The organism is Paenibacillus sp. P2(2022) (assembly GCF_029522175.1).
In the GTDB taxonomy this organism is placed as follows: Bacteria; Bacillota; Bacilli; order Paenibacillales; family Paenibacillaceae; genus Paenibacillus; species Paenibacillus polymyxa.
In genome coordinates, this window is the sequence record NZ_JAKWFI010000002.1 from 860,591 (window position 1) to 883,556 (window position 22,966).

At 44.8% G+C, this 22,966-nt stretch carries 24 protein-coding genes; 19 read left to right on the plus strand and 5 right to left on the minus strand.

From position 1 onward, the window contains the following. Nucleotides 1–3: 3 nt before the first annotated feature. The 4 genes from MMB75_RS11320 (at nt 4) to MMB75_RS11335 (ending at nt 2,607) form a co-directional block, all read left to right on the plus strand. Nucleotides 4–330: a (2Fe-2S) ferredoxin domain-containing protein gene (locus MMB75_RS11320; RefSeq protein ID WP_017428329.1), complete on the plus strand. Its 327-nt coding sequence runs from the start codon at nt 4–6 to the stop codon at nt 328–330. Between the two features lie 129 nt (nt 331–459). Further along, the gene (locus MMB75_RS11325; protein WP_025364693.1) at nt 460–738 is read left to right on the plus strand and encodes a hypothetical protein; all 279 of its coding nucleotides are present in this window, start codon (nt 460–462) and stop codon (nt 736–738) included. A 106-nt stretch (nt 739–844) separates the two neighbouring features. Beyond that, nucleotides 845–1,447 (plus strand): nitroreductase family protein, encoded by a 603-nt coding sequence (locus MMB75_RS11330; RefSeq protein ID WP_016821049.1) that lies wholly within the window; start codon nt 845–847, stop codon nt 1,445–1,447. A gap of 236 nt (nt 1,448–1,683) precedes the next feature. Then, complete coding sequence (locus MMB75_RS11335) at nt 1,684–2,607, plus strand: NAD(P)/FAD-dependent oxidoreductase (protein ID WP_025364694.1); 924 nt, start codon at nt 1,684–1,686, stop codon at nt 2,605–2,607. A 10-nt stretch (nt 2,608–2,617) separates the two neighbouring features. Here MMB75_RS11335 and MMB75_RS11340 read toward each other — a convergent pair whose 3' ends face one another. Both MMB75_RS11340 and MMB75_RS11345 read right to left on the minus strand, forming a co-directional pair. Next, complete coding sequence (locus tag MMB75_RS11340) at nt 2,618–2,947, minus strand: hypothetical protein (protein WP_025364695.1); 330 nt, start codon at nt 2,945–2,947, stop codon at nt 2,618–2,620. Between the two features lie 143 nt (nt 2,948–3,090). Then, a complete protein-coding gene (locus MMB75_RS11345; protein WP_014599691.1) occupies nt 3,091–3,411 on the minus strand; it encodes a winged helix-turn-helix transcriptional regulator in 321 nt (106 codons plus the stop codon). A gap of 291 nt (nt 3,412–3,702) precedes the next feature. On the opposite strand from MMB75_RS11345, the gene zwf reads away from it, so the two are divergent. From zwf to MMB75_RS11385, 8 genes are all read left to right on the plus strand, one after another. Continuing rightward, on the plus strand, nt 3,703–5,205 hold the full coding sequence (gene zwf, locus MMB75_RS11350) for a glucose-6-phosphate dehydrogenase (RefSeq protein WP_025364696.1): 1,503 nt from the start codon (nt 3,703–3,705) through the stop codon (nt 5,203–5,205). A 58-nt stretch (nt 5,206–5,263) separates the two neighbouring features. After that, a complete protein-coding gene (gene gnd, locus MMB75_RS11355; protein WP_025364697.1) occupies nt 5,264–6,157 on the plus strand; it encodes a phosphogluconate dehydrogenase (NAD(+)-dependent, decarboxylating) in 894 nt (297 codons plus the stop codon). Nucleotides 6,158–6,314: 157 nt separating this feature from the next. Beyond that, on the plus strand, nt 6,315–6,989 hold the full coding sequence (locus tag MMB75_RS11360; protein ID WP_017428335.1) for an SOS response-associated peptidase: 675 nt from the start codon (nt 6,315–6,317) through the stop codon (nt 6,987–6,989). A 384-nt stretch (nt 6,990–7,373) separates the two neighbouring features. Then, nucleotides 7,374–8,582, plus strand: coding sequence for an MFS transporter (locus tag MMB75_RS11365; protein WP_017428336.1), 1,209 nt, complete (start codon nt 7,374–7,376; stop codon nt 8,580–8,582). A 55-nt stretch (nt 8,583–8,637) separates the two neighbouring features. Then, nucleotides 8,638–9,084, plus strand: coding sequence for an OsmC family protein (locus MMB75_RS11370; protein WP_025364698.1), 447 nt, complete (start codon nt 8,638–8,640; stop codon nt 9,082–9,084). Between the two features lie 69 nt (nt 9,085–9,153). Continuing rightward, complete coding sequence (locus tag MMB75_RS11375; RefSeq protein ID WP_017428338.1) at nt 9,154–10,239, plus strand: lactonase family protein; 1,086 nt, start codon at nt 9,154–9,156, stop codon at nt 10,237–10,239. Between the two features lie 510 nt (nt 10,240–10,749). Continuing rightward, complete coding sequence (locus tag MMB75_RS11380) at nt 10,750–10,905, plus strand: hypothetical protein (RefSeq protein ID WP_013370850.1); 156 nt, start codon at nt 10,750–10,752, stop codon at nt 10,903–10,905. 174 nt (nt 10,906–11,079) lie between these two features. After that, the gene (locus tag MMB75_RS11385; RefSeq protein WP_019687054.1) at nt 11,080–11,589 is read left to right on the plus strand and encodes a hypothetical protein; all 510 of its coding nucleotides are present in this window, start codon (nt 11,080–11,082) and stop codon (nt 11,587–11,589) included. Nucleotides 11,590–11,729: 140 nt separating this feature from the next. Here the strand turns inward: MMB75_RS11385 and MMB75_RS11390 are convergent, their stop codons facing one another. After that, nucleotides 11,730–12,356, minus strand: coding sequence for an FMN-dependent NADH-azoreductase (locus MMB75_RS11390; RefSeq protein WP_016821060.1), 627 nt, complete (start codon nt 12,354–12,356; stop codon nt 11,730–11,732). Nucleotides 12,357–12,595: 239 nt separating this feature from the next. On the opposite strand from MMB75_RS11390, the gene murI reads away from it, so the two are divergent. From murI to MMB75_RS11420, 6 genes are all read left to right on the plus strand, one after another. Beyond that, nucleotides 12,596–13,450, plus strand: a complete 855-nt coding sequence (gene murI, locus MMB75_RS11395; RefSeq protein WP_045243833.1) for a glutamate racemase — start codon at nt 12,596–12,598, stop codon at nt 13,448–13,450. Nucleotides 13,451–13,553: 103 nt separating this feature from the next. Then, nucleotides 13,554–14,405 (plus strand): aminoglycoside phosphotransferase family protein, encoded by an 852-nt coding sequence (locus MMB75_RS11400; protein ID WP_025364700.1) that lies wholly within the window; start codon nt 13,554–13,556, stop codon nt 14,403–14,405. A 14-nt stretch (nt 14,406–14,419) separates the two neighbouring features. Beyond that, a complete protein-coding gene (gene fosB, locus MMB75_RS11405) occupies nt 14,420–14,842 on the plus strand; it encodes a metallothiol transferase FosB (RefSeq protein ID WP_277507702.1) in 423 nt (140 codons plus the stop codon). Nucleotides 14,843–14,910: 68 nt separating this feature from the next. Beyond that, complete coding sequence (locus MMB75_RS11410; protein ID WP_025364701.1) at nt 14,911–16,305, plus strand: MATE family efflux transporter; 1,395 nt, start codon at nt 14,911–14,913, stop codon at nt 16,303–16,305. A 185-nt stretch (nt 16,306–16,490) separates the two neighbouring features. Further along, the gene (locus tag MMB75_RS11415) at nt 16,491–17,471 is read left to right on the plus strand and encodes a S8 family peptidase (protein WP_045243832.1); all 981 of its coding nucleotides are present in this window, start codon (nt 16,491–16,493) and stop codon (nt 17,469–17,471) included. Between the two features lie 147 nt (nt 17,472–17,618). Next, entirely contained in the window at nt 17,619–18,104 is a 486-nt protein-coding gene (locus MMB75_RS11420) for a tetratricopeptide repeat protein (protein ID WP_045243831.1), read from the plus strand. A 155-nt stretch (nt 18,105–18,259) separates the two neighbouring features. Here MMB75_RS11420 and budA read toward each other — a convergent pair whose 3' ends face one another. Beyond that, on the minus strand, nt 18,260–19,006 hold the full coding sequence (budA, locus tag MMB75_RS11425; protein ID WP_016821069.1) for an acetolactate decarboxylase: 747 nt from the start codon (nt 19,004–19,006) through the stop codon (nt 18,260–18,262). Nucleotides 19,007–19,169: 163 nt separating this feature from the next. Beyond that, entirely contained in the window at nt 19,170–20,879 is a 1,710-nt protein-coding gene (alsS, locus tag MMB75_RS11430; protein ID WP_026065499.1) for an acetolactate synthase AlsS, read from the minus strand. Between the two features lie 514 nt (nt 20,880–21,393). On the opposite strand from alsS, the gene uxaC reads away from it, so the two are divergent. Further along, nucleotides 21,394–22,818, plus strand: a complete 1,425-nt coding sequence (gene uxaC, locus MMB75_RS11435; RefSeq protein ID WP_045243830.1) for a glucuronate isomerase — start codon at nt 21,394–21,396, stop codon at nt 22,816–22,818. Nucleotides 22,819–22,966: the final 148 nt, after the last annotated feature.

A 22,966-nucleotide genomic window follows, 5' to 3' on the forward strand; every position in this document is an offset into this window, starting at 1 on the left:
GCTATGGCTATTTTTGATTTAGAACCGATGAAGCATCATGTGTTGATCTGCAATGGAGGCACATGTATGCGACATGAAGGCGAAGAAGTTACACAAGCAATTCGGGATGAAATTCGTAAACAACATGCAGAAGCCTATATTCATACGACCAGAACTCGTTGTAATGGGCGCTGTCATGATGCTGCGGTTGTGATCGTATATCCGCAAGGGGACTGGTATGGTCAAATGACCCCCGCCTCAGGTACAGAGCTGGTGCAGAAGCTCGTAGCGGGAGAGAAGCTGGAACCTCATCTTTTTCATGAGTGTACACGTAAATCCAGCTCGGAATAACCCAGTCAACGATCTATAAGAGCATGAGTAGAGAAAATCTTTCGGAGATTTTCTCTTTTTTGCGTTTAATCCCCAACCTGAAAGGTAAAAGTATACTGTGGATACCAATCCGATAGGGAGGGAAGAAAGATGAACCCATTTGAAGATAAGCTACACGGTGAGAATGAGCAAAAAAGCCAGACGGGGAAAGAGACAACGGAATCTAAACATCAGGAACAGCCGATTAATCGTGATCATGCAGAGCAGTATCCGACAGATCAGGAAAGCTTGTTCGACCGTTTTGAAATCGAGCAGACGGTAGATGCCATTCCCGTTGAGGATTTAAAGATGGAAAGACAAGAGGAGAGAGACAAGGATGTAACCAAGCACACCTCTTCTAGTGAGAAAAAATATAATGGCGGCGTATAATTTTCGACTAACTGGTAATATTTAAAAAGAAATCTCTTGACTTTAAGATATATACGATGTATATTAAGTTACGAAAAGTAATTAATTTTTCTCAGGAGGTAACAAAATGACTAAAGACTTCTTCACAGCTCTGAAAGACAGACGCTCCTATTATGGCATTAGCAAAGAACAAGTAATTTCTGACCAACGGATTCAAGAGATCGTAGAGGAAGCTGTGAAGTACACACCTACCTCTTTCAATTCCCAAACTTCACGCGCTGTAGTGTTGCTCGGAGAGCATCATGACAAACTGTGGAATATTACAGAAGATATTTTGCGGGAAGTGGTAGGCAATGAAGAACAATTCAAATCTACTGCTGAGAAAATGAACGGTTTCCGCAGCGGTTACGGAACGGTCTTGTTCTTTGAAGACAACAACGTGGTAGCTGGTCTGCAACAACAATTTGAAGCGTATGCGGACAATTTCCCAATCTGGGCCAATCAATCTAACGGTATGCTGCAACTGGTTGTATGGACGGCTCTGGAGCAAGAAGGATTGGGCGCATCTCTTCAGCACTATAATCCTTTGATCGACGAAAAAGTGAAAAATGAATGGAACATTCCTGAGCATTGGAAACTGATTGCTGAAATGCCATTTGGTAAACCGACATTCCAACCAGGTGATAAGGAATTCCAACCAATTGAGGAACGCGTAAAAACATTTAAATAATGCTCATAATAGTATGATCTTGGGTTGACCTGAATATAGCGCTGCGGATAATCCGCAGTGCTATTTGTCATTTCATTTTTTGAACTTGTGACCTTTGGAATACATAGAGCACGAGGTTAATTCATCCGTAAGTGGGTGATATTATGTTTGAAATTGGATGAGAAGTTTACATAAGTGTGATTGCTTTTTTTGGCAGATGTTTAGCATTTGCGCGTATTTGAAGGAGGAATTAGGACATGAACTACGATTGCATTATTGTCGGTGGGGGAATTGCCGGATTGCAAGCAGCCATTCAATTGGGTAGATACAGCAGTCATCGGGTGCTGGTGATCGATTCGGGCTATGGTCGATCTACGCTGTGCCATCAGTATCATAATATTTTGGGCTTTCCTGATGGGATTTCTGGTGAAGAGCTACGACGGCTTGGACGTAGTGAAGCCACGAGGCTAGGCACTGAATTTGTTGATGGTAAGGCGATAAAAGCGACCAAGAGAGATGAGCTTTTTGATATTGAAGTGGAGGCAGGGTCAGTTTATACATCAAAAACGCTGTTATTGGCCACAGGGCTGACGGACCGTTTTCCAAAGCTGGAAGGGCTACAAGCCTGCTTGGGCAACAGTGTATATGTGTGCCCGGACTGTGACGGGTATGAGGTCCAGGAACGCAGTACAGTCGTCATGGGGGCGGGCAAAGCGGGAGCTTCCATGGCCTTGATTTTGTCGGCACGTACCGATCACCTTGTCTATGTCAATCATGAGCGTTCAGAAGTACCGGACGAGCTGATCGTGAAGCTGCGGGAAAAAGGGATTGAATATAAGGAAGCAACCATTTCTGAGATTATCACGGGACAACCGGGCTGTTTTGAAGGAGTGCGGCTGGCTGATGGACAAGTGGTTCGAGCAGAGCGGGGCTTCTTAGCCTTTGGAAGCAACCATGTTCATTCAGAGCTTGCGGAGCAACTGGGTGTGCATCTGCTGCATAACAAGCATATTGAGACGCATCCCCGCAGCAAAATGACAAACGTGGAAAATGTTTGGGTGGCCGGAGACTTAGGGGCTCATGCCGAGCAAGCGACGGTTGCAATGGGAGAAGGAGCTATGTCAGCGATCTGGATACACAAGGTATTATCTGGTATGAAAACAAAAATACCGCAACTCTGAGAGCTGCGGTCTAGAACGATGGGCGTGTACTTGGTTGAAGATGAGGCTCGAAGCGTCTTAGTTGATCGCTCATGCCATACTTGCGTAAAATTTCCGTCTGTTTGTTACCGGTGAGATCAAAATGAGGATAGGGCTGACGCTGATGTATATACTGGGGGTCCAATCCGTTGAGCTTGCACCATGAGCGTAGCTTATTCAAGTCAGAACAGCCCACCTTGGTGACAGTTGTAATGCCTGGAAAGCGGTCATCCAGCCAATAATGCGTTAGAAAAGCAATCTCGCCACGGCTGACCTCTCTTTTCCAGGTCAGTAGTTCCTGTCGGGTGATGCCAAATGCCATCGGTCTCATCCTTTCCTGGCTCATTACTGAAATCATGAGCTATTGCGTGGTTGTCCCATTATTTTCGTCCTATTGCTTGTATTATGATCCACATGGAGTAACACAATAACAGGAGAGCGTGTTTGGCGATCTCCTGTTAGCGGTTAGAGCCATCTTTCGGCCCAGCTCTCCACACCATTCAATGCATCACCTAGCTCTTTACCCTTACGTGTCAGCGAATATTCGGTACGCACAGGCCGCTCTGTGATGACATTGCGAAGGATTAGGCCGGAAAGCTCTAGTTCCTTGATGCGCTCGTTGAGCATGCGTTTGCTAAGATCAGGTATGGAGACTTGAATTTCACTAAATCGTTTGGGATGTTCCATCAAAGTATGAATGATGAGAGCGGTCCATTTTTTGCTGATGATCTGAAAGGACTGTTCCACCTTACCGCACAAAAGCTTAGGCTGCCTGTCGTCGCTCATCTGAATCCCCTCAATTTCATTGTTGTTTTAAACAGTATACTAAAAGTAACTCTGTATACCAATAGTAACTATAATGCATTGTATCAACTGTGACAATTTTAACAGTTTTTTCTCTTTCCTAACGTCAATCATACCACAGAAAACGTTATCATTACAGGATATATCGAATGTTCACGATTTCGCTAAAATTTGATTGACTTGCCCCTTATTTTGGGTGTATTATGGGTTACGTTAATTCCTCAGGTAACTTTTAATAACCTCATCTTTTATAATGGGAAGAAGGAATATTTCATGGATTCAATGACATTTGTCTTATTTGGAGCGACAGGGGATTTGGCCAAACGCAAAATTTACCCTGCCTTGTATAATTTGTTTGTAGAAGGTAAAATTCCGGCTTCCTTTTCTGTAATTGGGATGGGGCGTCGTGAAGTGGCAGACGAGAAATTTCAAAGTAATGTAGAGCAATCCATTAAGGATTTTTCCAGACATGTGAATGAAGACCGTGCACAGATGGATCAGTTCTTAAGTGCTTTCCGTTACAGCGCATTGAACGTTAACCACCCGGAAGATTATAAAAAGCTGCTACAGCTTGCTGAGCAACGTGAAAATGACTTGGGAATTCCGGGGAACCGCATGTTTTATTTATCGGTGGCACCGGAATTTTTTGATGTGATTGCCCACAACATTCGGGAAAGTGGTTTGGCTGAAACGAAGGGTTGGAAACGACTCATTATTGAAAAACCATTTGGGCATGATTTGGAATCGGCACGTGAGCTGAATGATCGCCTGAGCAGAACCTTTGCTGAGGATGAGATTTATCGTATTGACCATTACTTAGGTAAGCCCATGGTTCAAAACCTGGAAGCCTTGAAATTTGCTAATCCATTGCTTCAAGGGATATGGAACAACCAGTACATTGCCAATGTGCAAATTACCGCATCTGAGACTGTAGGTGTAGAGGAGCGAGCAGGATACTACGATCACTCCGGTGCTATTCGTGATATGGTACAAAATCACATGCTGCAGGTGCTGATGATGACGGCGATGGACAAACCGGGACATATCACAGCTGACCAGGTGCGGGACGAGAAAAGTAAGGTGATGGACGCGCTTCGTGCCCTCGATCCTTCCGATATTAAATCCAACGTAGTTAGAGGACAATATACCGAAGGTGAAATCAACGGAAAAGCAGTTCCATCCTATAAAGAAGAGCCGGACATCGGACCTGATTCGCAAAATGATACGTTCATTTCAGCTCGTCTTTGGATTGATAATGAACAATGGTCGGGTGTGCCGTTCTATATTCGTACTGGCAAACGCATGAAAGAAAAATCCACTCGTATCGTCGTGGAATTTAAAAAGGACAACACAGATCCTTATGCTGCTCAAGGGCAGCCTACAGACCCGAACTTGCTGATCATCCATGTTAACCCGGATGAAAAAGTAACACTTCGTTTGAACAGTAGAGATCCGCTGAACAATGGCCAGCTGGAGACGGTTCTGATGAATTATCATTCCGAGGCCAAGGATGTTCCAGAAGCCTATGAACGCCTCATCTATGATGCGCTGCGCGGTGATTCCACCTTTTTTGCTCATTGGAACGAAGTGGAGCTTTCATGGGTGTGGGTTCAACCAGTACTGGAAGCTTTTGCCCGTGGTGAAGTTCCGCTTCACACGTATGCGGCAGGCTCTTACGGTCCAGAAGCTTCAGATCAATTGTTGGAAGAACAAGGCTTTACATGGTGGTTGGACGAAAAGTCCGAAAGCTCTGAAAAAACAGTCGTTCGTGCTTAACCCAACATAAAAAAAGTGTATACAAAATATATATTTGCTACGGCAGGAGGCCTTTATAATGCAAGTAGGATTAATTGGTTTGGGAAAAATGGGCTTGAATCTTGGAAAAAACCTGATCGATCATAAGCATGAAGTTGTGGCTTATGACGTCAACGCAACTGCAATCCAAGAAATGAAGGAATATGGAGCTAAGGGTGCTTCTACTTTGGAAGAGCTTGTGCAAGCAACTCAATCCCCTAGAGTGCTGTGGATTATGGTTCCTCACCAAATTGTTGATTCTGTACTGGATCAGCTTCAACCGATGTTGTCCAAAGGAGATATCATTATCGAAGGCGGAAACTCTCATTACAAAGAGTCCATTGCTCGCCATGCCCGTCTGAAAGAATATGGTATTAGCTTCATGGATGCAGGAACTTCTGGCGGTATGGAAGGCGCGCGCAACGGTGCTTGTTATATGATCGGTGGCGATCCAGAAGCTTGGGCAGTTGTTGAGCCTATTTTCCGCGATACAGCGGTGGAAAATGGATATCTGTATGCAGGTAAATCCGGTAGCGGACATTTTCTGAAAATGGTTCACAATGGTGTGGAATACGGCATGATGGCATCCATCGGTGAAGGCTTTGAAGTGCTGGAGAAAAGTAACTTTGACTTTGATTACGAACAAGTAGCGCGTGTGTGGAACAACGGTTCCGTTATCCGCTCTTGGCTGATGGGCTTGACAGAACGCGCATTTTCCAAAGATGCAAACCTGGACGAAATCCGTGGGGTTATGCACTCTTCCGGCGAAGGTAAATGGACAGTTGAGGAAGCACTGGATCTTCAGGCAGCAACTCCGGTCATTGCCTTGTCCTTGCTGATGCGCTACCGTTCGCTGGATGCCGATACATTCAACGGAAAAGTAGTTGCTGCACTGCGCAATGAATTTGGCGGCCACGCTGTAGAGAAGAAGTAATAACGATATAAGTTAGTATCTATCCCCGTAGCTTCATGACTGCGGGGATATTGCTATATGTTTTTGAGTATCAGATTTTTGTAAAATTCTTCCTTATGCATATTTTTCCTTGTATATCCGCACAATAGGTAAAAAAAGGCGGAGGGATGAATTGCATATGTGCAAAAGATTTTCGTTATCGGCAGATTTGGATGAGGTCAGGGATCATTTTGGTATACAACGTGTCATGTATTATTATAAAACACGTTATAACATGAGTCCCACCCAGCATGTTCCAATCGTGCTGCATCAGGATGGAGAACGGGTGCTTGATGAATTTCGCTGGGGATTTATTCCCTATTGGGGCAAGGATTGTGTCAATGCAGACCTGAATACCGTTCGGGTAAATCCCAGTTATCGCAAGATGGCGGAAACCCGTCGCTGTATTATTCCGTGCAATGGATTTTATTATTGGCGAAAATTAGGAAAACGCATGTGTGCCGTCCGAGTGGTATTGCCGGAACAGAAAATGTTTGCGGTCGCGGGGCTATATGAGATATGGCAGGATAGCCGAAAGGAACCGTTACGCACCTGTACGATGATGACGGTTCAAGCTAATACGGATATACGTGAATTTGACAGCCGTATGCCCGCTATTTTGGAAGTAGACCAAATAGATTCATGGCTAGATCCGTCGCTCCAGAACATTGATGAGTTGCTGCCTTTATTGCGCACGTATGAGCAAGGTGATATGAGCATCTATCCGGTGACCCCGCTGGTGGCTAATGATGAACATGATAGTCGTGAATGCATTCAGGAAATGGATTTGCAGTGGTCCTGGATTAAACCTTAAATGTATGTTTGAAGATTTGTGTCTAATATTGATCATAAGCTTCCCGCCACCTGCATAGGTATGTAGTGGGGAACAAGCGTCATAATCCGGGGAGAGGGGAAACGGCCGAAGGAGTATCTCATATGGGATGGAGGCGATTGGAATGAGTAACGATACACTCATCCAGCTGCTGGTGCTCATGGTGACGATCATCGGTCTGGTCCAAAACCGGTAAGTGGCAGGTTCCAGAAGGCGGGAGAATTGCCGTAGGCAATCTTCCGTTTTTTTCTGCGTTAAAATGCTCGCGGATTGAGGAAGCTTGCGGTACAATAGAGTCTGGACTACAGGTGACAAGACACCTGAATATACGTCTACATACGATGCATTTTTAAGGGAGAGCGGATCATGAGTGAATTAACTTCATTACCACCAGCCAAAAAAAGGAAATTGCTGTTTAGTGCAGGACTTAGCTGGCTGTTTGATGCTATGGATGTGGGGCTGCTCTCATTTATAGTTGCAGCATTGGCTAAGGAGTGGCATCTCGGATCAGAGCAGATTGGTCTGCTGACTGCAATGAATTCGATAGGAATGGTATTTGGGGCTGCTTTGGCAGGGATTTTGGCAGATCGTTACGGCAGACGCGCTATATTAGTGTGGACCCTGTTGATCTTTTCCATTGCCAGTGGCTTGTCTGCTTTGGCTACAGGCCTCGGTATGCTGCTGGTGCTGCGTTTTATTGCTGGCGCAGGCTTAGGTGGAGAATTGCCTGTTGCTTCGACACTGGTGTCAGAATCAGTGCCTGTGAAAGAACGAGGGAGAGCGGTTGTGCTGCTGGAAAGCTTCTGGGCGGCAGGTTGGATTCTTTCGGCTCTTATTGCCTATTTTGTTATTCCGAAATATGGTTGGCAGCTTGCCTTTATTCTCGGCGCAGTACCTGCCCTGTACGCTCTTTATTTGCGCAGAGCTATTGAGGATTCACCGCGATACAAACAGCAAAGCGTCAAACTTCCGTTACGTGCACGCTTGGCTGCGATTTGGTCAGGACCCCATCGCAAGTCTACGCTAATGCTGTGGATTTTATGGTTTACAGTTGTATTTTCATACTATGGCATGTTCCTGTGGCTGCCAAGCATAATGTTTATGAAAGGGTTTGAGCTGGTTAAAAGCTTTGAGTATGTCCTAATCATGACACTTGCACAATTACCAGGTTATTTTACCGCTGCCTATCTGATTGAAAAGCTGGGTCGCAAATTTGTACTAATTATCTACTTGTTGCTCACAGCAGTGTCCGCTATTTGGTTTGGAACTTCGGAAACGGCAGGGATGCTGCTGGCTGCTGGTATCTGCTTGTCCTTCTTTAATCTCGGTGCATGGGGCGCCATGTATGCTTATACCCCGGAGCTATACCCAACGTCTGCCCGTTCTACCGGTGTGGGTATGGCAGCTGCATTTGGCCGTATTGGGGGCGTAATCGGGCCTTTTGTGGTTGGTATACTCGTAGGACAAGGCATAGCGTTACCATCTATCTTTGCGATTTTCTTCGTAGCGATCCTGATCGGAGCAGTTGCTGTATGGTTGCTGGGTACCGAAACTAAAAATCAGGAGATTGACTAACCTTTACATTCACCTGTGTAAAGATTCATAATACAAGAGAGAGGAGTGACCTGAAATGGAGCATACCTTTCTGCTCAAGGCAGACTGGAACGGGGGGCGCAACAGCGACGGGCGTATTGAGGCCGGACAGTTGCAAACAGCGATTTCGATTCCGGCTGAGATGGGAGGCCCTGGTGTGGGCACCAATCCGGATGAAATGCTGCTCGGTGCAGCTGCTACCTGCTATCTGATTACTTTGGCGGCGATGATGGAGCGTGCCAGTCTCCCGGTGGTATCACTGGCACTGGAATCGGAAGGGATCGTCGATGTAACGAACAACATTTTTACATATCGCCGAATCGTGCATCGTCCGCGAGTTCTATTGTCCGTCGATGCAGCAGAATCACAAATCGAACAAGCATTGCGCCTTGCAGAGCAGGCTGAAACCTCATGCATGATCTCGCGTGCCGTAGCAGGAAATGTAGCATTGTCTACAGAGCCTGTGGTGGAGCGCGCCTCTTAAAGCAATATCTGTAACAGGAGCAATCATTCCAATTGCCCATCATTTTTTTAATCCAAGGAGGACACAACCATGACAGCACAACAAAAATTGCTCGTATTCGCAGGCTCTTACGCCGAATTGGAAGGTAACGGAGTTTATTCGTATACTTTTAATGAACAGACAGGAGCCCTGACACTACAGGATGAGTTCTCCGGCTTAAAAAATCCTACATTCCTAAATGTGGACGTTAAAAATCGGAAGCTGTATTCTATTGGCGAGACAACTTCCGCTGCAGGAGCGAAGGTAGGCGAAGCCTCTGCTTTTGAAATTGACCCGGTTAAAGGCACATTTACATTGCTAAATCGTGCGGAAAACGTAGGCTCCACAACTTGTCATATTCAGCGTGATCCATCCGATCGTTACCTGATTGTGGTCAGCTACCACGGAGGTATGGTAGGGCTGGTCTCTCTGACTGAGGACGGACGTATCGGTGAGTTGCTGGATGTTAAACAGCACGAGGGCAAAGGAGCGCATCCTGAGCGTCAGGATCGTCCACATCCACATTCCAGCTTCTTTAGCCCGGACGGCCGCTTCCTGTTCGTACAAGATCTTGGACTGGATCTGATCCGTATTTATACCATTGATGACAGCAAAGGGCAACTGGTGCTGCACGGTGAAACAAAAACCCATGCAGGTGCAGGTCCACGTCACTTGACGTTCCACCCGAACAGTAAATTTGCTTTTGTTATTAACGAAGTGGATTCTTCCATTACTTCTTTCGCATATGATGCAGAAGCTGGTAAGCTTACTGAGTTGGAGAGTGTACCGACATTGCCGTCTGACTTTACTGGCGAAAACACAACTGCAGAAATTGCGATCTCACAGGATGGAGCTTATCTGTACGGTTCCAACCGTGGACATGATAGCATCGTAGTGTACGCTGTAGACGCTGCAACAGGCAAGCTGAGTCTAGTGGAGCATGTATCTGCTGAAGGCGAGCATCCGCGTCATTTTGCTTTGACACCTAATGGTGATTATATGCTCGTGGCTAACCGCGACACCAACAATATTGTTACCTTCAAAGTGGACAAGGCAAGCGGCCGCTTGACCTATACTGGACAACAAGTAACTGTGTCCAAGCCTGTATGCGTACAGCCATTTTACTTTTCCGTGTAAAAATAGGGCAAAAACATCAGAATTATTGAAGTAACGGTATGCGGCTTGTGACCGCTACGAGAACGGACCAAACATAAAAATTTATTAGTAGAAACGGCTTGTAGGATAACTGCAGCCGTTTTTATTTTATACCCAGTCGTTCCAAATAGATCATTACCCACGGAAGTAATATAAAGTTTTAAGATCATAAATAAAATACGAATAATCTCGGTGGGAAAAGGGTACATATGTTATAAGCGGAACAGTTATCCCTTTTGCAATTTAGGACAAGCACTGTGGCTCCCATATATAAGGGTTGGAGCTTTGAAACGAAAAGATATATTTTAGTCTGAGTATTGGTATCAGTTTGTTAGATCGTTGTTGTTTTGGACAAATTCATGAAAGATGAGAATGGCAAGGATAAGCTGAGTAACGAAGCGGGCAGTTGGATTTGGAGTAGCGATCGGAGAAACCATCTGTTTGCGCAGTGGGCTACACATTGCACGCATTCTTAAGGAGGATGGGATTCATATGAAAATAATCATTACACAAAAGGAAGCCGCCGACAAAGGAATCTGGACAGAGATTATGGGGATGTTTGCTGTAACCAAAGAGGACGAGGTATGGCAAAATGAAGAGTTTATTCTCACCGAGGAACAGGCACGTCAGGTGGGATTACTAAAATAACAAAGGTAAATTAGGACATGTCATCAAGTTTTAAGACCAAGTCTTAAAAAATCGTAACTTATTTTTTATGTATCTGATACACTTTTTAACCGTTCAAAGTTTATGATAGGTACACAAGGGTAATGAAGCTTACAGACACCGTGTACATACCCAAACGGCAAGGAGAGATCAGACATGATGAAATTAGCTTCGAAATGGACCGTATTGACTTTGATGATGATGCTGATTACGACGGCAGGGGCAACAGCGCAAGGCTACACACCTGTAGCAGCTGCTGAAAATCAGGAGACCGTATATATAAACCAAATGGACATTCGCGATGGACAAATTTATTTGTCAGCAGACCCGATTGAATGGTACGAAGGCGCAGCAGCAGACAAAGCATTTGTGGAGCATGAAGGAAATACAGGATTGGATGGAGCGCCGGATGGCTACTACATCGTAAACAATTCCGTACAAAATGACGTGTATCAGGTTGCACCAGATGCTACGGTAGAGGTGCAGATTTATGACCACACAGGGAATATAGAAGACACAGACGTGCAATGGAACGAATCCATTCCTTTGGCACAGTTTGAGAAGGATTTTGCTAAAAAGGATGTTCTGGACCTCAGCCAATTTCCATACCATGTTACGCTTCGTGACGGTAGGGTTGTAAAAATCGTGCAGCAGTTCATTCCTTAAATAGAGGTAAGCTCATACAGACACGTGCTTCTTACTTGATCACAGATCAGGGGAGCACGTGTTTTTGTATTTTGTATCAAAAAAAAGAGGATTTCCATCCCGTAAAGGGTGCGGACATCCTCTTTTTTTCATATATATAATTAGAACGATTTTGCTGCGTCTACTGCACGTTGTACGGCAGAAGCAACGATCTCTTGTGCTTGGTCAGGAGCTTGGTTATGTCCTTCCAGTACAACCTTCACAATGTCTTTAACACCGAAGAAGGTTAAGATGTTGCTCATGAAGTTCAAAGACATCTCAGCAGCAGCAGCAGGCCCTTCGGAATAAACGCCGCCTCTTGCATTCAACAGGGCTACTTTAGTGTCAGTTACAAGACCTACAGGACCTTCAGCAGTGTATTTGAATGTTTTACCTGCTTGGTTCAGGTAGTCAATGTATGTGTGCAGTACAGCTGGAATCGTCATATTCCAGAGCGGGAAAGCAAATACGACTTTGTCTGCTGCCAAGAATTGATCCAGGTAACCATTAGCGATGTTTGCCAGGCGAGCTTCTTCTGCGTTCAACTCCATGCCTCTTGCGGATTTGAACGTGCCGTTGATCATGTTAGCGTTCAGATAAGGAAGCTCGACGGAGAACAGGTCCAGTTCAGTGATTTCATCAGATGGGTGGGAAGACTTGTAGCTTTCCACGAATGCGTTATACAATTTAACTGTTGCAGATTCTTCAGCTGTACGATCATTAGCTTTGACAAATAATACTTTAGACATGATTTATTTCCCCCTAAGTAAGTTGAATAAGTAAGTTTAGTTAGTAAGTTACCACGTAATATTACAATATAAAGATAATATCTGTCAACACTTCTATATTAAATTTACTTTGAAAAGCTGCTTTATTTTTTACACTGTGAAATTTACGTGTTTCTTTTGCAAAATATCAGTTTTGCGGTAAAATTTAAATGTAAAGTCTAATGAAGAGTGTGCTTGGATAGGCGAGGAAGGAAATGAACATGGTGCCATCAAGATTTAACACCATAGTTGAACGAAAAAAGGTGAGTAGCTTGAAGATAGGTTTTTTTGATTCGGGATTGGGTGGAATTACAGTATTGTCTGAGGCGCTAAGACGTTTGCCAAACGAAAATTTTGTTTACATGGCGGATACGCTTCATGTTCCTTATGGAACGAAAACACCCCAAGAGGTGCTTGGTTATGTCAAGGCTTCGGTGCAAACGATTCTAAAAGAGGATATTAAGGCATTGGTGATTGCCTGCAATACGGCTACAAGTATCGCGGTGGCGGAGCTAAGGAAGGAATATAAATTTCCGATTATCGGAATGGAACCAGCCGTGAAGCCAGCAGTCGAGATGAACCGAGCCAATGGTAAAAGAGTTCTGGTGCTGGCGACACCGTTGACATTAAAACAATCCGGTTATGCGGCACTAGTATCCAGAGTTGACGATCACGGAAGTGTGGACTCATTGCCTTTGCCGGAGCTCGTACAATATTGCGAACAGTTGAATTTTGACCGTACGGAATTGTTCAATTATTTTAACCATAAGCTGTCTTCGTTTAACTTAGACGTCTATGGTACGGTCGTATTGGGATGTACACATTATCCATTTTATAAGGAAATTTTGAGAGAACTGCTGCCTTCTCATATTCAGCTCATTGATGGGAGCCAGGGAACGGTCAAACGCTTGAAACAGGTGCTGTCCGAGCGTAATTTACTGGCAGCTCCGTTGACAACGGGCCAATTGCAGGAGGGACATGTCACTTTTCTATGTACCAGTCAGGATAAGGCCTATGTCCATAAGATGGAGCGGGCGCTTGAAATCTATGCGGAGCATGAAAAAATATATTTGTAAGAAAAGAATGGCTGGCGAACAGGTGGGCTAGATTAGCAATCCGAAGCGCCAGCCGCATTATTTGTCGTATTATTTATGGATCAGATGCATAGGGAGGTTTTACATGGACATTCAATTTATCCTGAATGAGCTGTATGAAGCAGGCGTGCTTGAAAGCCATATGCAAAATCTCAAACCGCTGACTGGCGGAACTTCGAGTGAAGTGGTTGTTGTCATGGACGGTACCAGGCCACGATATGTCATTAAGCAAAATGATCCCGCGATTGTAAAAGCCGAGGCAGAATTTTTGCTTACCTATGCACAGATTGAGAAGCTATCTCGAGTGATTTATGTAGATTCCCTACATCGTTATTTGGTATATGCGTTCAAGCCAGGGTTCACTAGGCAATATAGTGAAAGAAATAAGGGTGATTTGCTGCTCAGTCTGGCGACAGAGGTCATTGCACACTACAAATCCCTTCGAGAGGAACGCAAGTATGGTTATTCGGATCATCCGTTTGTGGAATGGAGAGATTTTTTGCTCCACAGAACAAAAGAATCCGAAAAGATTATACAAGACGTCTTACCCTCAGAAAATCATCGGTTCATCCATACTCTTGTGGCCGGATCACCGCAACGGAATATTAAATATTTGCTTCATGGCGATTTCGGAGTACATAATTTTGTGTTTGCCGAAAATGGTACATTGACAGGTATTATTGACCCTGATCCAGTGGTGGGAGAACCTCTGTATGATTTGATATATGCCTTTTGTTCTTCACCGGATAGGCTGACCATCGATACCATTTTGCCGGCGGTAGAGAAGCTTAGTCCAGAGATGATAGGGGAATATGAGCTGAACAGGGAAGTGCTGCAGGGATTATACTTTCGTATAGCTACCTGCATTCGCCATCATCCGGAAGATCTAGACCAATATACAGAAGCATGGAACTACTGGCTGAACAGGGTTCGCTGAAAGGAATAGGAAGCATGAGCATACAAGGATGGAATCACATTTGCTTTTCGGTGTCTAATTTGGAGAAGTCTATACAATTCTATCAAAATGTACTAGATGGAAAACTGCTCGTTAAAGGACGCAAGCTGGCTTATCTGGATTGCCTGGGAATGTGGTTGGCTCTCAATGTGGAAGAGGATATTCCGAGAAATGAAATCCATCATTCCTACACGCATATTGCATTTTCAGTAGCGGAAGCGGATTTTGAAAGTATGCTAAACAAGCTGAAAACTCTTAATCTCCCCATTCTGCCCGGACGGGAGCGAAATGAACAGGATAAAAGATCAGTCTATTTTACAGATCCAGACGGACACAAGTTCGAATTCCACACAGGACAATTGCAGGACCGCTTGGAATACTATAAAAATGATAAAAAACATATGACTTTTTACGAATAAGTAAGCGTTATCAAAAAATGTATGAGTAAATTTGGATTTACATACAGAAGCGGGAGGAATACAGAAGTATGTCATTGTCGCAGGAAAGTGGCTCCAAGCAAGCGCAGGCCGTTAAAACGATGACGGTTTTCGCGATTACTTGGCCGATCTTCATAGAAATGCTATTTCATATTTTAATGGGTAGCGTGGATACGTTCATGCTTAGCCATGTTTCAGATGAGGTTGTATCGGCTGTCGGTGTATCCAGACAGTTAATTGAATTTACGATTATACTCTTCAATCTGCTTGGTCTTGGAGTAGGTGTGATCATTGCTCAGTTATTAGGTGCGCGAAAGCATGTGGACGCAAGCCGTGTTACCGCATCGGCACTAACCTTTAATCTGGTATTTGGCCTGGCGCTGAGTTTGATGTTTATCGTGAGCCGGGATTTTTTACTATCCTTCTATCATATTACTCCGACCATTAAGGAAAATGCAGAAATCTATATGATGCTGGCAGGGGGTTCGCTGTTTCTGGAAGCCCTTATGCTAACCGCAGGGCCGGTCATTCGCTCGCATGGTTTTACCAAAGATACGATGATCGTAGGCATTGGTATGAATATATTGCATGTTGTGGGAAATGCATTGCTCATATACGGCTGGTTTGGTCTGCCGCAAATGGGAGTGGCGGGAGCAGCGATTTCAACGGTTATTAGCCGCGTCGTCGCATGTGTGTGGATTTTTATCCTGCTGTACAAACGTGTAAGTGCGCCGATTCGTATCCAATATTATGTACAGCTTCAATGGAGCAAGCTGGTGGCGATCCTGAAAATTGGTATTCCTGCCGGGCTGGAGTGGCTGTCTTATCAGCTTAGCCAAATGATGGTGACCCGATTTGTCAGCTTTATGGGTACAACAGCGATTGCAACTCATTTCTATACGAATACGATTGTGTATTTTTTTATGGTATTTGGAATGGCCGTCGGCGAGGGAACCGAAATTATTGTGGCTCGCCTGATTGGAGCTGGAGATAAGGAAAAAGCATATCATCAACTTTTACGAAGCCTGAAATGGTCACTAGTCATTACGATTGCTGTGATCGTGGCTGTATCCTTTTTCCGATATGAAGTGATGGCGATCTTTACGGACGAGCCAGCGATCATTCAATTAGGGGCAGCGATTTTGTTGTTCTGTATATTGCTGGAGCCGGGCCGTGTGTTCAATCACGTGGTCATTAACTCCCTGCGAGCAGCAGGAGATGTTCAGTTCCCCTTAATGATGGCCATTATTTCAATGTGGGGGATCAAAATCCCGCTAGCATATGTGCTAGGCATTCATATGGGATATGGTGTGCTGGGTGTGTGGATTGCACATGCATGCGATGAATGGGTACGAGGTATTTTTCACTATTTACGCTGGAAAGGCCGGAAATGGCAGCACAAATCGCTGCTATCTAAGGCTGAGCTACAAGCGGAATCAATCTAAGGCTCATAGAGGCAGACATTTCCCAATTGATTTGGTTGATGTCTGTTTTTTTTGCAAAAATAAGCAAATTGGGATGTTCAAACTTTTCAAAAATTGCTAGAATATAGTAACCTCGAATGCAGTAGAGGTTTTCAAAGTTTCAAAGACGGATGGTTTCCAATTGAATCCATGAAGGAGGGAATAAGATGGAACGTAAAGTGCATATCATTCCTTACCAAGTGATCAAGCAGGAGCAACAAGTGAATGAAATACCGCGAGGGGTGGAGATGATCCAGGCACCTGCGGTATGGAACCAGACTCGAGGCCGAGGAGTAAAGGTGGCGGTACTGGACACGGGCTGTGATGCGGACCATCCGGATCTGAAGGCACGCATTATTGGTGGCCGCAATTTCACGGATGATGATGAAGGTGATCCGGAAAATTTCAAGGATTACAACGGTCACGGTACACATGTGGCAGGAACCATTGCGGCAGCGGAAAATGAGAATGGTGTCGTAGGTGTCGCCCCAGAGGCAGATCTGCTCATCATCAAAGTGCTAAACAAGCAGGGCTCCGGTCAATATGACTGGATCATCCAAGGTATCTATTATGCGATTGAGCAAAAGGCAGACATCATCTCAATGTCGCTTGGTGGCCCTGAGGATGTGCCTGAGCTTCATGAAGCAGTAAAAAAGGCTGTAGCCAGCCAAATCCTGGTCATCTGTGCAGCTGGAAATGAGGGAGACGGTGACGACAGAACGGACGAGCTCGGCTACCCTGGCTGCTATAATGAAGTGATCAGCGTAGGTGCTATCAACTTTGACAGACACGCCTCAGAGTTCAGTAATTCTAATAATGAGGTGGATTTGGTTGCACCAGGAGAAGATATTTTGTCCACAGTTCCGGGCGGGAAATATGCGACCTTTAGCGGAACATCGATGGCTACTCCGCACGTAGCAGGTGCATTGGCGTTGATTAAGCAGCTGGCGAATGCGAGCTTTGAGCGTGATCTCACCGAACCGGAATTATACGCCCAACTCATCAAACGCACAATTCCACTCGGCAATTCTCCTAAGCTGGAGGGCAACGGCCTGCTGTACTTGACAGCAGTGGAGGAGCTTTCCTGTATTTTCGACACGCAACGTGTAGCGGGAATATTGAGTACAGCATCGTTGAAGGTTAAATAAGTCGTAACAACGGACTATAACGACTCTCCTAAGCGGAGAGTCTTTTTGTGCGCTTCATTATATTTGAGAATCTCCATTTACATCGTATTCAAATGTCGGGTAACATGTATCTCAAGGAAATAGTCAAGAAAAAAGTGGGGAATTAGCATGGAACAAATGATTGCAAAAGTCAGCGATCTAAGACGTACAGGACAGGCAATGGAAGCACGTGAGCTTTTATTAAAGGCCCTTGAGCAGGAGCCGAAAGAAGCGGAGTTATGGTATCAGACAGCCTGGACGCACGACGTATTGGGCATGGAAAGGGAGGCGGTTCCCTTTTATGAAAAAAGCCTAGGTATGGCATTAGCCGCAGATTCCAGGAGAGGAGCCATCCTAGGATTAAGCAGTACATATCGTGTAATAGGGGATTACGCCAAGGCGAAAGCGTGGTTGGACACAGGAATGAACGAATTTCCGGATTACAGACCGTTTCGGGTATTCTACGCTATGGTGTTATATAATCTGGGGGAACACGGGAAGGCCATGGAGGGGTTGCTCATGGAGTTGGCTGAAACGACCGCAGACATAACATTACAGGAGTACTCCCGTGCCATTCAATATTATGCTGATAAGTTAGACCAGATCGAGGAATAAGTAGGCCGGAGTGAGAGCATAAGCGGCATTGTGTATATATGTTGCCTACATAAAAAGATCACAGTCAGAGAGCAGTAGCCTCATTTTCTGACTGTGATCTTTTGCTTTTTTATTGTCTAGCTAAGGGACCGTACCTTGATAAGCTATATGCGTAATTATTGTGCACCTTCAGTAACAGCGATTTCTTTCTCCAAGTCTACTCTGGACAAATTAGCCTTCAAGTAATCTGGTGTATCGGGCAGCACAAGATGTAGATTGGATTTTTGACAAATACGGATTGTGCACTTGTCGACAACAAAATCAAAAACATGCCCCCCTCCAGTGCGTTCATCATTAATAAAATGGAGATGAAATCCGGCTACTCCAATCCCTTGTGCATAAGCAGGTGTCCAAAAGCCTGTGATCACGCCGGAAGCGTCATTAAAAGTAAAGGTAGGCTGTGACTTGGTTGCTTCGATAAATGGTTTGTAAGGCTTCACTTGATGAGGCACAGTACGTGTCTTTACTTCACGAAAAGTGCCATCCATACGGAAGGCATAGAACAGATTACGGCTTGGAAATAGTTTTAGCAGCAAAGCTTCCAGCTCTTCACGATGCATGGGATGGTCAATAGTATATGTGAAATCTTCGCGGAAAAAGGTGACGGTGGAAAACGGAGTAGTTTCTTCCGGTTTTACGCGATGGGCCGTACCGTCTGGAAGCAAGTGATAAAATTCACCATCGAACGCGATCATCTCGCCATTCAGTTGATCAAAGGTACCAATTCCGAAATCCCCGTGCTTTTGCAGCTCCTCAAAGGCAACAACTCCATCATAAAGACCATCTAATAGAGCAAGCATAGTGGACGTTTGGTAAATATCATGATCAGTTTCTTGCTTGGTTTCCAGTCCTGCAACGGTCATGGTAATACACTTCCTTTTGTAATTGTATGCATTCATTTTCTTTCTTTTTCAATAATAAACGTAATGTTTCAGTAAATAACACAAATAGCTCAAAAAAATTATAAAAAATAACGTGTTGCTCTTTAATTGTCACGAAACCGTCACGAGAGAGTCTCGGTAAAAGTTAGTTTAATTGATTTGGTAGCAGTTTGCGTCCCAACTGGATATTATCTTGATAATCAATCGGAATATCAACGACCACAGGGCCATCCGTATGAAGAGCTTGCTGCAATACGTTTTCCAGTTCTTCAGGAGAGTGGACGCGTAATCCGGTGGCCCCAAAACTTTCCGCATATTTCACAACATCCACATCTCCAAATTTTACACCAGACGTTCTGCCGTATTTAATCTGTTGTTGAAAGGCGACCATGTCATAGGTACCATCTCTCCATACAATATGCACTAGCGGTGAGTTAAGACGTACAGCGGTTTCGAGCTCCATGGATGAAAACAGAAATCCTCCGTCTCCAGAAATAGACACGACTTTTTGACCGGGGTTGACGAGTGTAGCGGCAATCCCCCAAGGCAGTGCTACGCCCAACGTCTGCATTCCGTTGCTGAATAGCAGGCGTCGCGGTTCATACGAACGGAAATACCGTGCCATCCAAATGTAGTGTGAACCGACATCACAGGTGACTGTGACGTTATCATCAATCAGACTGCGAAGTGTGCGAATAAATTGTAATGGATGAATCAGAAAATCATGCTTGTGGGCTGGAACAGCTGCTTGCTCGTTCAGATCATGGCGTAGACGATTCAATTGGTCGCAGGAGGATTTAGGTAGCTTTAAGGTAGGCAACTCTTCTGCGAGGCCACTCACAATCAGACCTATGTTCCCGATTAACTCGTAGTCCGGTTGATAATCATGATCAATATCGGCTTGATGGTCATCCAGATGAATGAGTGTTCGATTTGCTGGGATGTTCCAGTTTTTTGGGTCGTATTCGATAGGATCATAGCCAATCGTCAGTACCAAATCTGCGGCTCCAAGCAGCATATCACCCGGTTGATTTTGGAACAGCCCCACTCTTCCAAAATAGTGGTCTTCCAGTTCACGGGAGATGGCTCCAGCGGCCTGGAAGGTTTCGACAACAGGCAGATCTGTATCTCGAATAAGAGCACGGATAGCTGCGGTGGCTTCAGGCGTGCTGGCTTTCATACCGAGAAGAAGTACGGGCAGTTTGGCTTTTCTGATTTGGTCTGCGACTTGTTTGATGAGCTCGGCGGGTGCAGTCCCAAGCTGGGGAAGGGAAACCTTCTCAATGACTGTTACTTCGGATGACGAAGTCAACACGTCCTGCGGCAGGCTGACGAATGTGGCTCCAGGCTGGGCTGAGGTCGCAATCCGAAATGCATTAGCAATGGCTTCCGGTACATTATCAGGGTGTTCTACTTCTACACTGTATTTAGTGATAGGTTCGAATAGTCCGGCATTATCCATAGATTGATGTGTGCGTTTCAGGCGTTCCGATCTTGGGACTGCACCTGCAATGGCGACGACAGGATCACTTTCTGCATTCGCGGTGACAAGTCCTGTCGCCAAGTTAGACGCGCCTGGACCCGAGGTAACAATGCATACACCCGGCTTACCAGTTAATCGACCGACCGCTGCTGCCATAAAGGCGGCATTTTGTTCATGGCGGCATACGATCAATTCTGGACCCCGATCTTGAAGAACATCAAAAACAGAATCGATTTTGGCACCTGGAATGCCAAAAATATGCGTAACCCCTTGCTTAATCAAACAGTCGACAACAAGGTCGGCTCCTTTTGTATCGGATTTGGTTTTAGTTTTAGTTTGAACAGCTTGCACTTTTGTACTCAATGCTACCACCTCTTCTTCTTCGTGTGTGAAATAAACTAATGAAATACTTTCAATGTAAATCAATGGATGTATATTGCAATTATAATACAATAACTGGTATTTTCAAGAAAGAAATTTTCAGAAAAAAAGAGAAAATCGTATAAAACGTTTTCAAAGTTTGATTTATCGCGGAAATTAAAATTTGTGGAATTTTCTTATGGTCTCGGTCATCGAGAAGGTTTAGAACAGTTCTCCTCAAATGGGGCAGATCATTTTTATCCGCTCACATGATAAAAATCACTTTCCTCCACAAAGGATAGCGGTTACAATGTAATTGTTGTTAACGTAAACATTAAATTTAAGGTGAAGTAATCCAGCGTGATAGGATGTACAGGAATCATATTATAGCTTTTTCATCCTGTATAACCACGTGGATTTCTATGTTATGGAGAATGTAATTGTTAAAAGGTAAGTAGAGCTCAAATATTTTTGTTAACGTTAACAATTAATTAAGAAACACGATTATAGAAGGGATGAGAAAGTAATGACCAAAACGTTTTTAGACGAAAACTTTTTGTTGAGCAATCCAACGGCTGAAACCTTGTATCATCAATATGCCAAGGATATGCCGATTATTGACTATCATTGTCATTTAAGTCCACAAGAAATTTATGAAAATAAAAAATTCAAGAATATTACGGAAGCTTGGTTGTACGGTGATCATTACAAGTGGAGACTTATGCGGGCCAATGGGGTCGAGGAGCGATTGATCACGGGTGATGGTGAAGATTATGACAAGTTTCTGGCCTGGGCCAAAACTGTACCTACATTGATCGGCAACCCGTTGTACCATTGGACACATTTGGAGCTTCAACGCTTTTTTGGTGTCTACGAGTTGCTGAATGAACAGAACGCACCTGTGATTTGGGAAAAGGTAAACCAAAAGCTGCAGGGTCCGGGCTATGGGGCACGTGATCTGATTGTGAACTCGAAGGTAACTGTCGTGTGCACCACGGATGATCCGACCGACCATCTCGAATACCACAAACAAATCAGCAAGCTGACCGATTTCCCAGTAGCTGTGTTGCCAAGCTTCCGCCCCGACAAAGCTTTGGAAATTAATCGTGAAACCTTCCAGCCATGGGTGGCTCGAATGGGTGAAGTCAGCGGATTGGACGTTTCCGGGTTTGAAGGATTTTTGAATGCGCTGGCAAGCCGGGTGCGCCATTTTCATGCTGCCGGAGGTCGGGTATCTGATCATGCGCTGGATACTGTAGTTTTTGAAGAAACAACACCGGAGGAAGCAGCAGCCATATTCAGCAAGGGGCTGGAGGAAGGCCGTGTGACTCCTTTGGAAGAGGCGAAATATAAGTCGTACGTGCTGGTCTTCCTTGGCAAACAGTATGCAGAACACGGCTGGGCGATGCAGTACCATATTCACGCGCTGCGTAACAACAACACTGCGATGTTCCGTCGTTTGGGACCGGATACAGGCTACGATGCTGTTAATGATGGTTCCCTCGCCCGTCCACTGGCAGCATTACTGGACGCACAGGAACTGGCAGGAGGATTGCCAAGAACCATTTTGTATTCGCTTAATTCGGTTGACTATCCAGTATTGGCAAGTCTCGCAGGCAGTTTCCAATCCGGTGGTACAGTAGGGAAAATCCAGTTTGGTACCGCTTGGTGGTTTAATGACCATATCGAAGGCATGCAGGAGCAGATGAAGCTGCTGGCTAATTACGGAGTGCTATCCCGCTTTATTGGCATGCTGACGGATTCGCGCAGCTTTCTATCTTACACACGTCATGAATATTTCCGCCGTATCCTTTGCGATTTAATCGGAACGTGGGTTCAGGAGGGCAAGGCCCCTGAGGATCTGGAACTGCTCGGAGCCATGGTACAAAATATTTGCTACAATAACGCCGAGCAATATTTTAACTTCCCAACGGTTGTTCATAGTAAGTGACGCTACATTCTAAAGTGAGGACTCACTAACTTCAGAGAAAAGGAGCTCTTGCTAGGAGCTTGTACCCAACTCCCGGCAAGAGCAATTAAAAACCAAAATAGATATCAATGAGTATGTGAAAATAATTACAAGTGTAGAGGAGTGTGTA

Excerpts from the sequence above, each read along its gene's own strand:
- MMB75_RS11320 (WP_017428329.1), top strand. The coding sequence starts at position 4 with ATGGCTATTTTTGATTTAGAACCGATGAAGCATCATGTGTTGATCTGC.
- MMB75_RS11325 (WP_025364693.1), top strand. The coding sequence starts at position 460 with ATGAACCCATTTGAAGATAAGCTACACGGTGAGAATGAGCAAAAAAGC.
- MMB75_RS11330 (WP_016821049.1), top strand. The coding sequence starts at position 845 with ATGACTAAAGACTTCTTCACAGCTCTGAAAGACAGACGCTCCTATTAT.
- MMB75_RS11335 (WP_025364694.1), top strand. The coding sequence starts at position 1,684 with ATGAACTACGATTGCATTATTGTCGGTGGGGGAATTGCCGGATTGCAA.
- MMB75_RS11340 (WP_025364695.1), bottom strand. The coding sequence starts at position 2,947 with ATGGCATTTGGCATCACCCGACAGGAACTACTGACCTGGAAAAGAGAG.
- MMB75_RS11345 (WP_014599691.1), bottom strand. The coding sequence starts at position 3,411 with ATGAGCGACGACAGGCAGCCTAAGCTTTTGTGCGGTAAGGTGGAACAG.
- zwf (WP_025364696.1), top strand. The coding sequence starts at position 3,703 with ATGGATTCAATGACATTTGTCTTATTTGGAGCGACAGGGGATTTGGCC.
- gnd (WP_025364697.1), top strand. The coding sequence starts at position 5,264 with ATGCAAGTAGGATTAATTGGTTTGGGAAAAATGGGCTTGAATCTTGGA.
- MMB75_RS11360 (WP_017428335.1), top strand. The coding sequence starts at position 6,315 with ATGTGCAAAAGATTTTCGTTATCGGCAGATTTGGATGAGGTCAGGGAT.
- MMB75_RS11365 (WP_017428336.1), top strand. The coding sequence starts at position 7,374 with ATGAGTGAATTAACTTCATTACCACCAGCCAAAAAAAGGAAATTGCTG.
- MMB75_RS11370 (WP_025364698.1), top strand. The coding sequence starts at position 8,638 with ATGGAGCATACCTTTCTGCTCAAGGCAGACTGGAACGGGGGGCGCAAC.
- MMB75_RS11375 (WP_017428338.1), top strand. The coding sequence starts at position 9,154 with ATGACAGCACAACAAAAATTGCTCGTATTCGCAGGCTCTTACGCCGAA.
- MMB75_RS11380 (WP_013370850.1), top strand. The coding sequence starts at position 10,750 with ATGAAAATAATCATTACACAAAAGGAAGCCGCCGACAAAGGAATCTGG.
- MMB75_RS11385 (WP_019687054.1), top strand. The coding sequence starts at position 11,080 with ATGATGAAATTAGCTTCGAAATGGACCGTATTGACTTTGATGATGATG.
- MMB75_RS11390 (WP_016821060.1), bottom strand. The coding sequence starts at position 12,356 with ATGTCTAAAGTATTATTTGTCAAAGCTAATGATCGTACAGCTGAAGAA.
- murI (WP_045243833.1), top strand. The coding sequence starts at position 12,596 with ATGGTGCCATCAAGATTTAACACCATAGTTGAACGAAAAAAGGTGAGT.
- MMB75_RS11400 (WP_025364700.1), top strand. The coding sequence starts at position 13,554 with ATGGACATTCAATTTATCCTGAATGAGCTGTATGAAGCAGGCGTGCTT.
- fosB (WP_277507702.1), top strand. The coding sequence starts at position 14,420 with ATGAGCATACAAGGATGGAATCACATTTGCTTTTCGGTGTCTAATTTG.
- MMB75_RS11410 (WP_025364701.1), top strand. The coding sequence starts at position 14,911 with ATGTCATTGTCGCAGGAAAGTGGCTCCAAGCAAGCGCAGGCCGTTAAA.
- MMB75_RS11415 (WP_045243832.1), top strand. The coding sequence starts at position 16,491 with ATGGAACGTAAAGTGCATATCATTCCTTACCAAGTGATCAAGCAGGAG.
- MMB75_RS11420 (WP_045243831.1), top strand. The coding sequence starts at position 17,619 with ATGGAACAAATGATTGCAAAAGTCAGCGATCTAAGACGTACAGGACAG.
- budA (WP_016821069.1), bottom strand. The coding sequence starts at position 19,006 with ATGACCGTTGCAGGACTGGAAACCAAGCAAGAAACTGATCATGATATT.
- uxaC (WP_045243830.1), top strand. The coding sequence starts at position 21,394 with ATGACCAAAACGTTTTTAGACGAAAACTTTTTGTTGAGCAATCCAACG.